Source organism: Vibrio sp. 1731 (assembly GCF_033339955.1).
Taxonomy (GTDB): Bacteria; Pseudomonadota; Gammaproteobacteria; order Enterobacterales; family Vibrionaceae; genus Vibrio; species Vibrio alginolyticus.
Genome location: NZ_JAWOVO010000001.1, coordinates 177,528 through 190,111 on the forward strand (window position 1 = coordinate 177,528; position 12,584 = coordinate 190,111).

Annotated in this window: 10 protein-coding genes; 6 read left to right on the forward strand and 4 right to left on the reverse strand. The window is 46.5% G+C overall.

From position 1 onward, the window contains the following. Positions 1-51: 51 nt before the first annotated feature. On the reverse strand, positions 52-1,593 hold the full coding sequence (locus tag R7035_RS00755) for a sensor domain-containing diguanylate cyclase (RefSeq protein WP_005377686.1): 1,542 nt from the start codon (positions 1,591-1,593) through the stop codon (positions 52-54). Between the two features lie 291 nt (positions 1,594-1,884). On the opposite strand from R7035_RS00755, the gene R7035_RS00760 reads away from it, so the two are divergent. Genes R7035_RS00760 through R7035_RS00770 form a run of 3 tightly spaced genes read left to right on the forward strand, consistent with a single transcriptional unit; the run spans position 1,885 to position 7,347 of the window. After that, entirely contained in the window at positions 1,885-2,517 is a 633-nt protein-coding gene (locus R7035_RS00760) for a DUF2760 domain-containing protein (RefSeq protein ID WP_017634945.1), read from the forward strand. Further along, the gene (locus R7035_RS00765) at positions 2,517-4,481 is read left to right on the forward strand and encodes an Hsp70 family protein (RefSeq protein ID WP_005442693.1); all 1,965 of its coding nucleotides are present in this window, start codon (positions 2,517-2,519) and stop codon (positions 4,479-4,481) included. The genes R7035_RS00760 and R7035_RS00765 overlap by 1 nt, the downstream gene beginning before the upstream one ends. 55 nt (positions 4,482-4,536) lie before the next feature. Then, positions 4,537-7,347 carry an Hsp70 family protein gene (locus R7035_RS00770; RefSeq protein WP_104979155.1) on the forward strand — a complete coding sequence of 937 codons (2,811 nt, stop codon included), beginning with the start codon at positions 4,537-4,539 and terminating at the stop codon, positions 7,345-7,347. Between the two features lie 85 nt (positions 7,348-7,432). Here the strand turns inward: R7035_RS00770 and R7035_RS00775 are convergent, their stop codons facing one another. Next, positions 7,433-7,627, reverse strand: a complete 195-nt coding sequence (locus R7035_RS00775) for a hypothetical protein (RefSeq protein ID WP_005377692.1) — start codon at positions 7,625-7,627, stop codon at positions 7,433-7,435. An 86-nt stretch (positions 7,628-7,713) separates the two neighbouring features. Here R7035_RS00775 and R7035_RS00780 point away from each other — a divergent pair, with 86 nt between their 5' ends. Further along, entirely contained in the window at positions 7,714-8,400 is a 687-nt protein-coding gene (locus tag R7035_RS00780) for a DNA-3-methyladenine glycosylase I (protein WP_005377694.1), read from the forward strand. Between the two features lie 82 nt (positions 8,401-8,482). Here the strand turns inward: R7035_RS00780 and R7035_RS00785 are convergent, their stop codons facing one another. Next, entirely contained in the window at positions 8,483-9,460 is a 978-nt protein-coding gene (locus R7035_RS00785) for a Gfo/Idh/MocA family protein (protein ID WP_270054782.1), read from the reverse strand. Between the two features lie 11 nt (positions 9,461-9,471). Continuing rightward, a complete protein-coding gene (locus tag R7035_RS00790) occupies positions 9,472-9,759 on the reverse strand; it encodes a putative quinol monooxygenase (RefSeq protein WP_005389066.1) in 288 nt (95 codons plus the stop codon). Positions 9,760-9,862: 103 nt separating this feature from the next. Here R7035_RS00790 and R7035_RS00795 point away from each other — a divergent pair, with 103 nt between their 5' ends. Both R7035_RS00795 and R7035_RS00800 read left to right on the forward strand, forming a co-directional pair. Continuing rightward, positions 9,863-10,741, forward strand: coding sequence for a LysR family transcriptional regulator (locus tag R7035_RS00795; protein ID WP_054579469.1), 879 nt, complete (start codon positions 9,863-9,865; stop codon positions 10,739-10,741). A 425-nt stretch (positions 10,742-11,166) separates the two neighbouring features. Next, positions 11,167-12,510, forward strand: coding sequence for a sodium/glutamate symporter (locus R7035_RS00800; protein ID WP_086046743.1), 1,344 nt, complete (start codon positions 11,167-11,169; stop codon positions 12,508-12,510). The last annotated feature ends 74 nt before the right edge of the window (positions 12,511-12,584 follow it).

Sequence of the window (12,584 nt, forward strand, 5' to 3'; positions counted from 1 at the left end):
AGCGTGCGATTCTATCGTAACACGGCGTAAAACTCGAATTTGTGCGCCCATTTAATCGCCGATCGACACATTATTACGGCCGTTTTTTTTACTCAAATAGAGTTGACTATCCATTTTGTGATACAAGCTCTCAGGATCTTCTTCTTTATGGATAACCGCACCGATACTCAACGTACAGATGATTGACGCATCACCATAATCAAAAGCCGTACTTGCCACAACACTCCGTAATTTTTCTAGGTAAGCTTCTAGCACTGCTCTATCAATGACTTTAGAAATAATACAAAACTCGTCACCACCAGCTCGGTAAAACTTATCTCCCGGTTTTAAATTAGCACTGACCAGCTTAGTGACATGTTGTAACGCTTCATCTCCACCTAAATGGCCGTGTTTGTCATTAATCACTTTGAAGTGGTCGATATCAAAACCAACCAAGGCGAAGTTAACACCTTTGTTTATCTGATTAAGCAAATGATCGTTGAATGCTCGGCGATTCAGTAGTTGAGTTAGAGGGTCTCGCTCTGCCATTCTTTTTAATTCAACGGTTTTGAGCTCCAACATGACCGCTAAGCGCTCTTTTTCTCGAGACTGTAAATTCACAATCCAACTGATCAAAAAGGCGATTACCAATCCGGCTAGTGTCGTGCCCGCTAAAATAGAACGTTCCCAAGCTGAGACTGCGTCAGAAAGCTTAAAGTCAATACGCCATTCACGGTTAGGCAGTTGAATGGTCCGGCTTATAACCGTTCCTCGAATGTTGTCCCAGCTCGCACTTTGAAAGAGAACAGGGTCATCTGCTGCGTCGAATCCCAAATCTTCTACGCGCACCGACATATCGAGCTCCGTCGCGGTTTTCGTAATCAAATCCTCAAAGTAAACCGTACTTCGGATAACACCGGTCACTACTCCTAATAAATATTTGTTCTCGAAGTCGAACACTGGATGGAACACCAGCAACCCAGTCTTAGGTATGGACTTGTCATAACCATCTTGCAGCAAGCGAACTTTATCCGAGACATTCGCTCGCCCATTTTCGGAAATATCATCCAAGATTAAATCGAAGCGTTTGCGCGAAAAATAGAAACCCAATAGAGAAAGGTTTTCCGGTGTTCTTGGGTAGATATCCGACGCGATGAAAATTGGCTCATTGTGTTCAAAAATGTACCCGTAGGTTTTGGGACCATCTTTAGGAACGGTAAACGGTTGGAAGTTTGGAAATTTTTGACGGGTCTTTAAAATATGTTCATCAAGATCTTCAAATTCGACCTTTTGCATCCATTGAAGTCCAATGAGACTTCGCGAGCTGTTAATCACTTGTTCCGCATACATCGGAAACGATGGCCAATAGCTTCGCTCAATCGAATGGAAAAAGTTTGCGCCCGCACCAATGAACTTTAGATCATTCTCGACGTTTGCTTTAAGTGATTCTGCTTGTCGGTCGGCTAAAGTATCAAACGTCGTCTGTGTATACCGTTGCTGCATTGTATAAGCAGCACCAACTACACCAGCAGTGACACATAAAGTCGCCAAAAAAGCTAAAATAGAGTCTGAATGTCGTTTTATAAAGCTCTTATGAGCGGTGCTTTGTGTCATATCGTAATTTTTGATACTTCCGTAAGTTAAACTTCGGGATCTATTGAAATACTGCGTTAGCAATGCACAAACATCAAGCAACAACCTATATTGGGGAGTCTGATCGTCGATTTTTCACGCTGTTCGTACGGTATAGTCACGAATTATTACAGCCTTAAGCCTTGAATATGCTACCATCCGTCATCATTTTAATGTCTAAACTTGGTGCAAGATCGCAAAGACGATCGTTTTAGTGAACAAATATGAGCCAATACTGAGCACCAATAAATCAATAGAAAGAGAAAAAACGTCATGAACATTGATTTGAACCTAATTCCTCAAACGTTCGATATGCTTCACGCTGGCCTAACCGCATCGAGCGTTTTGCTTCTTCTAGTTGCAGTGTCGCGCAAATCAAAAGTGGTCGAGAAAGTGGTAGAAAAACCAGTCGAGAAAATCGTCGAGGTTGAGAAACCAGTTGAGAAGATCGTTGAAGTAGAAAAAGTAGTGGAAGTAGAGAAAGTCGTAGAGCGTGTTGTAGAAGTTGAATCAAAACTTGCAACCGCATCAACAGACTCTGCAATGCAGCTGCTTTCTATCATGCAACAAGAAGCTCGCCTGATTGACTTCCTAAAAGAAGACCTAACGTCATTCTCTGATGAAGAAGTAGGCGCAGCCGCTCGCGTAATCCACACTGGCGGTCAGAAAGTACTGAACGACTACGTGACGCTAGCGCACGTTCGTAACGAAGACGAAGAAACTCGCATTACGGTTGAAGAAGGCTTCAACCCACAAGAAATCCGCCTAACTGGCAACGTAACAGGCAGCGCGCCATTCAACGGCACGCTAGTTCACAAAGGCTGGAAAGCAACATCAATGACGTTGCCTAAACTGGCTGAGAACTACGATGCTTCTGTGATCGCTCCAGCTGAGGTTGAGCTGTAATGGAACACATGAACCAAGAAAACCATTCTCAAGAAGCGTCTGTTGAAACTCAACAGACACCTAAATTCAGTGTTGGTATCGACTTAGGTACAACACACTGTGTCATGTCTTTTGTTGATACACACAACGAAGACGCTCGCGTTGAAGTGATGCCAATCCCGCAGTTAACTGCGCCAGGTACGGTAGAGACTCGTAGCCAATTAGGCTCTTTCCTTTACCAACCACACGAACACGAAATGAACCCGCAATCACGCGTTCTTCCGTGGTCGAGCGAGCCAAAAGCTCTAGTTGGTGCAATTGCACGTAACCTAGGTTCAAAAACACCAATTCGCCTTGTTGCAAGTGCGAAATCTTGGCTTTGCCACGCTGGTGTGAATCGTCGTGATGCCTTCTTACCAGCAGGTAGCCCAGAAGAAGTGGAAAAAGTATCCCCTCTTCGTGCGACAGAGCTTTACCTAGAGCACCTAAAAGACGCTTGGAATCACACCAATCCAAATCACAACCTTGCCGATCAAGACGTGACTATTACGGTCCCTGCTTCTTTTGATCCTGCTGCTCGCGATCTAACTGCAGAAGCAGCACGCAATGTTGGTTTTGTGCACCTAACGCTTCTAGAAGAGCCACAAGCTGCACTTTACAACTGGATCGATAACAGCAACGACAAATGGCGCGACGAAGTTGAAGTTGGCGACATCGTGCTTGTAGTCGATATCGGTGGTGGTACAACCGACCTTTCTTTGGTTGAAGTAACTGAAGACGACGGCAACCTAACTCTGAACCGCATCGCGGTAGGTGAACACATCCTACTTGGCGGTGACAACATGGATCTTGCACTTGCGTACCGCTTGAAGATGAAGCTAGCGCAAGAAGGCAAAGAGCTACAGCCATGGCAAGTGCAGGCAATGACACACGCATGTCGCGACGCGAAAGAAGCGCTATTGAACGACAGCGAACTTCAGTCAGTGCCAATCGTAGTACCAAGCCGTGGTTCTAAACTGCTTGGCGCAACGCTGAAAACAGAACTGACTCAAGAAGAAGTACAACAAACCCTGGTTGACGGCTTCTTCCCTCAAGTTGCGATTACTGATCACCCTGTTCAACGTAATCGTGGTGCACTAACGCAAATGGGTCTGCCTTACGCACAAGATGCAGGCATTACTCGTCACATCGCTGCGTTCTTGTCTAAGCAAGCTAATGCCCTTTCTGCTTCAGGAAATGGCGCAGAAGCAGCCGCTCAAGATTTCAACCCATTCGCTAACATGCCTGGTATGCCAGGTGCGGATGCAGCGCAATCGGCTGACTTCATCAAGCCAACCGCAATCCTATTCAACGGTGGTGTTCTGAAATCGAAACTCCTAGCAACTCGTCTAGAAGACACGATCAACGAATGGCTAATTGAAGCAGATGCTGAAATGGCGAAACGCCTAACAGGTGTGGATCTAGACCTTGCAGTTGCTAGCGGTGCGGCTTACTACGGCTCTGTTCGTCGTGGTCAAGGTGTTCGTATCCGTGGTGGTATCGCTTCGGCGTACTACGTGGGTATCGAAAGTGCGATGCCAGCGATTCCGGGCATGGCACCTCCAATGGAAGCACTTTGTGTCGCACCATTTGGTATGGAAGAAGGTTCAAGCGTTGACGTACCAAGCCAAGAGTTTGGTTTGATCATCGGTCAGCCAGTTAACTTCCAATTCTTCGGCTCAACCGTTCGTCGTGATGACCTAGCGGGTACTCACCTAGACTACTGGGCACCAGAAGAGCTTGAAGAGCTCCCAGAAATTCAAGTAACTCTGCCTGTATCTGAAGGTCGCCGTGAAGGTGAAGTGGTTCCTGTAACCCTAGCCTCTCGCGTCACAGAACTTGGTACGCTTTACTTAGAAGCCATTGCCGCTGATAACGGTCAAAAGTGGCATGTTGAGTTCGATGTGCGCGAAGACGCGAAAAGCAACTCAAACGAAGAAGAATAAATAGAAATCAAACGGCATCCAATCGGGTGCCGTTTTTAAATACACGAAGGTTTGTATGGCATCTCCTCGTTTTCTTGTTGGTATTGACCTTGGCACCACAAACACTGTGGTGGCGTATTGTGAAATCACCGACAACCTTGAACAATCCGAAGTATCCCTATTCGACATCGACCAATTGATTGGTCCGGGTGAAGTGGTTCGTAAACCATTGCTGCCCTCTTTCCGCTATCACCCTGCGGTTGGTCAAATCTCCCCTTCTGACCTAACACTTCCTTGGGAAAACGAACCTGTATCTGGCGACATTAGTAATGTGATCGTGGGTGAATGGGCTCGTGAATTAGGCGCTAAGGTGGAAGGACGTCAGGTATCCAGTGCTAAAAGCTGGCTATCACACCAAGCAGTGGATCGTAGCTCAGACATTCTTCCTTGGGCTGGTGCGCAAGACGTAGATAAAGTTTCTCCCGTCATTGCCAGCGCAAGCTACCTCAACCACATTCGCCAAGCATGGAACTACCGTCATCCTAGCAACAAGCTAGAAGACCAAGATGTGGTTGTGACCGTTCCAGCGTCGTTCGATGAAACCGCTCGTAAACTCACGCTTGAAGCTGCGCAGCTAGCTGGTTTGAAGAAAATCGTCCTGCTAGAAGAGCCACAAGCAGTATGTTACGACTGGTACGCACGCCACCAGCAAACCGCAGCTGATGAACTCAAAGAGTTACCGCTGATTCTGGTGTGTGATGTGGGCGGTGGTACCACCGACTTGAGCTTGATTGAAGCCAGTTTCTCTTCTCGAGATGAACTAGCCCTTGATCGTATTGGTGTTGGCGAGCACTTAATGCTGGGCGGTGACAACCTCGACTTAGCATTAGCACACCTTGCGGAAAGCCGCTTCAACCAGAGTAAGAAGCTCACTGCAGCAAGCCTGACTAAGCTGATTCAGCAAACTCGCAAGGCGAAAGAAAACCTACTTTCAGCGAGAGCACCTGAAGAAGTAAAAATCACCATGCTAGGCAGCGGCTCTAAACTTCTTGGCGGAACAAAGAGTATTGGGCTGAGCAAACAAGAAGTGCACCAAATCGCTTTGGATGGCTTCTTCCCGCTTTCTGATTTCAGTGAAGTACCAGACAAACGCCGCAGCGCGGTTGTCGAGTTTGGTCTTCCATACGTTGCTGACCCAGCAGTGAGCAAACACGTTGCCGAGTTCTTAACTCAGCATCAGCAAGTTGCTCGTGCCGCTCTCGGCATTGAAGACGACAAACAAAATGCAATTCCGGTAGGTTTGCTACTTAACGGTGGTGTGTTCAATAGTGAACTTGTGACTGAGCGAGTCACTACCCTACTGTCCGATTGGCGCGGCGCTCCGGTTACGGTATTAGATAACCCACATCCAGATTGGTCTGTTGCACTAGGTGCTGTTGCGTTTGGTAAAGCACGTCGTGGTGCACAGCTAAAAATTGGTGGTGGTGCAGCGCGTTCTTACTTCTTGCATCTTCAAGAAAAGAACAAGATGGGCAAAGCGCTCTGTTTGCTTGCAAAAGGGACAGAAGAAGGTCACGAGATCCGCTTAAGTGGCCGTCGTTTCTCACTTACCCTAGGAGAACCCGTTCGCTTTAACCTGCTGACTTCTACCCACGACACCTTAACCAATAACACTGCCATTCAAAACGGTGTGATGGTGGACGTTGATCCTGACTTATTTGCTCCTCTGCCGCCTTATATCACCACCCTTGAAGGTGAAGGTGCCGAACTGCAAGCCAACCAGAAAGAGCGTGTAGAAGTACAACTGGCGTGTCAGTTGACCGAAGTCGGTACGCTCAAGATGGAATGTGTCAGCGCAGAAGATGACAGCAAACGTTGGGAGCTGGAGTTCGAAGTTCGTAACAAGCAAACCGATGACAGCGAGCAAGTTAAGCTTCACCCTAAACTGAACGAATGTAAGGAGCTCATCGCTCGCCTTTACAGCGGTAACAAGAAAAGCGCAGAAAGCAAAGAGATCAAAACTTTAGCCAAAGATCTTGAGAAGAAACTGGGCAAACGTGACGAGTGGGATTTCACTACCCTACGTCAACTTTTTGATACCTTTGCACAAGGTCGTAAGCGTCGCCGTCGTTCTGAGCAACACGAGAAAAACTGGCTTCGTTTGGCAGGTTTTGCACTGCGTCCGGGCTTTGGCGATCCAACCGACTCATGGCGCATTGAACAAGTTTGGGGTCTCTACCAACAAAACATTCAGTTTAAGAACCATCAAGGTTGGACCGACTGGTGGGTGTTCTGGCGTCGTATCGCAGGTGGCTTGAGCCAAGAGCAACAAGAGACCATCTTGGCGGACATCGCGAAATACCTACATCCTGGTGCGATGAAAAACCCACAATCAGCCAAAGCGGCACAAGATATGGGTTACGAGTCGATGGTACGTTTGTCAGCCTCTCTGGAGCATCTAGAAGTCGAAGACAAAGTTCTATTGGCAACGTGGTTCTTGAGCAAAGCCATCAACCATAACCAGTTCGAACAAGCGCACTGGTGGGCAATGGGTCGTTTGGCATCGCGTACGCCTTTGTATGGCAGCCAGCATAACGTCATTCCTCGTGAACAAGCGGAACAGTGGTTGCCTAAGCTGTTAGAGCAGAACTGGCAGAAAGAGCCAATGATCGCTTTCGCAGCCGTAATGATTTGTCGTAAGACGGGCGACCGCCTATTCGATATCTCTGACGACTACCGTGAGCAAGTGCTGGCTAAGTTGAAGCAAAGCAAGGTGCCTGAATCTTGGATATCACTGGTTGAAGAAGTCAAAGAGTTATCTGAGAGCGAATCGAAGCGTATCTTCGGTGATGCACTGCCAAGCGGTCTGACGCTGGTAAACAACTAAGCTCCCATGCTTATAAACGCAACAAAGCCCTTCGAGTGAAGGGCTTTGTTTTATCTGATTCTGCTTGCTGACGATAGTCGACTCGTTAGTTCATTTCCGTATTGATTACCACATCACGCGTTTCATTATCCATATCACTGATGCCGACAACTGAGATTTCACGGTCAGATAAATTCTCAATCATGCTGTCTTCTAACCCACCGTCCGTCATCCACGCATAGAATTTTTCTGCAATACGATCCGAACCTTCTCCGACAAACGTTAATGTGACCTTCTTCATTTGTGACACTCCATCAATTTGCGATTCAGCCACTTAAGCGTAGTATGTTTCGCAAATATCGACATAAACTAGGACTAACTTCTTTTATGAGTATCGAAAAATTTGACGCGATTTATCAGCGCGCTGCCGAGCGTAAAGGTGGTGAAGATCAACTTGAAGCGCTTTTATCTCATCCACTAAGCAAAGAAGAGCTGGCAGCGATTCCCGACGACCGTTGGCTGGCTGCTTTTTCAATGAAGGTATTCCAAAGTGGGATTTCGTGGAGCGTGGTTCGCAACAAGTGGCCGAACTTCGAAGAAGTGTTCTTCGGATTTAAGATTGAGCCGCTGTTGATGCTGTCAGACGAGCAATGGGAAACCAAAGCAACCGACAAACGCATCATTCGCCACCTCACTAAAGTCATGTCGATTCCTGCCAACGCACGTATGATCCACGAAGCAAAAATCGAATATGGCTCGTTTGGCAAAATGGTTGCCGATTGGCCGCAAGAGAAAATCACCGACCTGTGGGCGTATTTGAAGAAACGCGGTAATCGCCTAGGGGGCAATACCGGTCCTTACACACTTCGCCAAATGGGCGTTGATACCTTCATCTTGTCTAGCGACGTTGAAGCTTACCTGCGTAATTGCAAGATCATTGAAGGTGGCAAAGATACGAAAAAATCGCTCGATGCAACCAACAAAGCGTTTGTTCAATGGCAGCAAGAAAGTGGCAGAAGCCTGTCTGAAATCAGCCAAATCATTGCGTTCAGCACCGGCGATAATCGCATTTAACAGAGACTGGCCCAAAACAAAACGGCGCACCAAATATTGGATTTAGTGCGCCGTTTTTATGTTCATTGGTTCAAATACAGACTTACTTTGAAGCCAGTGATTCCCACTCAGTCAGTAGCTGCATAATACGGTGAGAGTCTTCCCATGTTGCACAAGGGTTCTCTAACGATGTACGCCCTGCTTCAACCGCTTGGCGAATATTGCGCACTTGATAGAAGAAAGCGTCTCCAGCTGCCGATACAGACACCTCGCGCTTCGACGTCTCGTAAATTTCCACACTAAACTGGTTGTCTTGCGTTGGTAGCCATGGATTCGAGTCTAACGTAATACTGCCTTTACTACCCAGAATAGTGAATTGGTGTTTCAATCCATGATCTTCGGCGGTGTGTACGCTCGCCGTTTGTTGCTCACCGAATTGCATCATCAAACTCGATTCACAGATATTCCCATCGTTACCTCGTCGACCAATCGCCGTCATAGAGCGGTTTCCAACGGCTTGTTCACCCAACATGGTTTTCACCACCAAATGCACTAATGACATTGGGTAGCAACCTAAGTTATACAAAGCACCTTTGCTGTCTGGATTAACAAACTGCGCAATCGACGCAATATAAGACGTGTGGATGGAGCGAAGTTCACCAATCTCTCCCGATTCAAGCACCGAAACCAACTCGCTGATCAACGGGTGATGTAAATACATTAAGCCTTCAGCAAAGAACACCTTGTGTGCTTCTACTGCTTGAAGTGCCAGCTCGGTTTTTTCCATATCGACAGAAAGCGACTTTTCACACAGAATCGCTTTGCCCTGCTCAGCCGCTTTGACGATAAAGTCATGATGAAGGTGATTTGGCGATGCGATGTAAATAATGTCGACTTGCTCATCGGCAATCAACGCATCGTAATCGTTGAACGTATTCTCGATGCCATATTGCTCAGTGAATGTCTTTAAGTTCTGCTCCGAACGCCCAGCAACCGCGTACAGTTCACTCTTGTCATCGCCTTGGATTGCCTCAGCCATGACACCTGAGATAAAGCTTGTGCCTAAAATACCCCATTTCATGTTCGCCTCTCCTATTGAGCTTGGGTTTCGAATGCTTGAACTAACTCCGCCATTTCAGCCGCAATAAACGCTTGTGTATGCGGCATAGCAAAATGCGCTTCAATCGCGGCTCGGTTTTCATATCGCTCCCAAAGAATCACACGTTGTGGGTCTTTCGAATCGTAGGTCGCATTCGCTTGCAAGCACCCCGCTTCGCTTTGCATATCAAGGCAAAATTGTTCAATGGCTTCAACCACTTGTTGTCTTGGCTTATCAGCATTCATTTTCAGTTCGGCGGTAACAAAAATCGTCTCGCTCATGATGGCTCTCTTTCTCCATTCTTAATCATACGCCCACTGTAATTAACCTCATTTGATTGATAAACTCTGCTTTAGTTATTTCTTTATCAACTCTGGGTGTGCAATGGATAAATTAACAAGCATGAAAGTTTTCGCTTACGTGGTCGAACACGGCAGCTTTCGTAATGCAGCACACCACTTTGATATTTCACCGACCATGGTTGGCAAGCACATGAGCTTTCTTGAGCAAAGCTTAGGTACGCAGCTGATTCATCGCACCACGCGCAAACAGTCCTTGACCGAAGCTGGCAGACTCTACTATCAAGAGTGCCACCGCATTATTGAAGACATCACCAACGCAGAGAACCTAATCCAGACGCTGATCAACCGCCCAACTGGAACAGTAAAAGTTAACTGCCCAGTTACCTATGGTAAAAAGGTGATTGCGCCCATCGTGGCTGACTTCTTAGCAGAATTTCCCGAACTGAACGTTGAGTTAATGTTGGATAACAGTTTGATTGACCCATATCGAAGCGAAGCAGACGTGATTATTCGTATTGGTGAGTTGGTCGATTCATCGTTAGTTGCAAGAAAACTCGGGCAATACGACATGACTTACTGCGCCTCACCCTCTTATCTTAAGCTGCATGCCCCTATCCAATCGCTTGATGACCTTGAACATCATCATTGTTTGGGATTTCAGTACCACCAAGGGGAAAGCCAACAGGTGGTGAACATGCCATCTAATACCTTTGGAAACAGCAACACCCGATTAACGTCTAATAATGGTGATGTGCTTAAGTTTGCCGCGTTAAAAGGCTCTGGTGTTCTTCTTCAACCAAAGATCTTAGTCGAACAGGAAATTCAATCTGGTGCCTTGGTAGAAATTCTCCAGCAACATACTCCCAAGCCAAAACCGATCCACCTGCTTTACCGTTCAAAACAGCTTTCCCTTAAAAACCGCACCTTGGTTGATTTTGTTCTTTCGCATGTGAATCCGTAACACCACCTCATAAAGCGGCGACAATTTAACCACTCAATCAACTTTTATTGTCGATATGACAAATATTATTTCTTGTTAATTGTCTTTATTTTTCAGGCCGTTAGTATAGAACGCTCACTTAGTGAACACTATTTGTTGATTCCCATCAATTGCATTGCTCTGACAAAGTGACTAGGATTGCCGCCTTTCCTGAGTGAACTATCAAAAAATATCGAGAAATTTAATCTAATTTCTCTTCCTGTTCGTGTGCAATCACAACATTTACACTCATTTCAAATTGCATAAGCACATTCCTTTGCTTATGAAAACGACATTGATTTCTCAACGCTTTTAGTCACGTATGTGGCTTTTTGGCTTGAGAGAGATTTTTATTCAAGGTAGGTCACAAGGACGCTACCCCTTGACTGCATTTACTGGAGGATAAGATGCCTAAAGGTCTAATGCTGACTGACTTAGCCATCGCTGGCTTACTATTGATTTTGGCAAAAGTCATTCGCGTTCACGCGCCATTACTACAGCGTATGTACATTCCATCGGCGGTTCTCGCAGGATTATTCGGTCTAATTTTTGGACCAGCCCTGTTAGACGTACTGCCTTGGACCGATACGTTTACCGCTAACGCAAGCCTATTAACTGCTGCACTTTTTTCTGCGTTAGGTCTGGCAACGGATGTTCCATCACCTAAAACCGTCGCACAGCGTGCTGGCTCATTGTGGGCGTTTAACCAAATCGCTTCTGTTTCTCAGTGGTTGTTTGCGGCAATGTTTGGTCTAGTTCTCACAACCTTCTTCTGGCCAGAGATTAATCCCGGCTTTGGTGTGACAATGTCTGCGGGCTTTATGGGTGGTCACGGGTCTGCCTCTGTTGTTGGTGAAATCTTCACGGGGCTTGGCTGGGAAGATGGCTTCACACTTGGCTTAACATTCGCAACCGTGGGTATTTTCATTTCAATTTCTGTCGGCATGCTCATGCTGCAATTCGCATTGAAGATGGGTTGGATTCGTAGCTTTACGACCTTCGATAGCATGGATGAACACGAACGCAAGGGGCTCGTTAAGCCTGATGATCAAGCGCCGGTAATGAAAGACACCATGTCTTCCCTGTCGGTTGATTCTTTTGCGATTCACGCGGCGTTGGTTGTAGTGGTAACGGCTTTCTCGTATGTAGCGGCTAACTACTTATCTTCTTTCCACGATAAGGTACAAATTCCTACGTTCGTAACCGGCTTCCTTGGCGGCATGCTTGTGCGAATCATCGCGAAACAAACGAAGGCTTCACGCTATCTTTGTGACGGTGCATTCAAACACGCTGCGGGCATCAGTACCGATTATTTGATTATCTTTGGTATCTCAGCCATCAAGATTACCGTCTTAGCCCAGTATTTAATGCCGATGGTAGTGCTTGCAATCGGCGGTATCGCCTTCACACTATGGCTAATCTTCTGGGTTGCCCCACGTATCATGGGAGAAGATTGGTTCGAGAAAGGCATTTTCTCTTGGGGTTGGTTAACCGGTACGGTTGCCATGGGTATTGCGTTGCTTCGTATTGTTGATCCAAAAATGCGTAGCAAGGTGCTTGATGATTACGCCATCGCTTATGTCCCTGGCTCAATCACTGACATCTTCATCATCTCTTTGATGCCAATCGCGATGTATAACGGCATGCACTGGCAAGCGCTTGGGGTAGGATTAGGTTACATCGCAATTGTCTTATTTATTTGGCGATTCATTTTTAAACGTAACCGCAGTGCTCTGACACACGAATCTTAGTCGCTTTACTCGGGAGGATTTTATCCTCTCGAGTTCATTCCTTGGTTTTTATCAAAATCACTCCTCATTCCGAA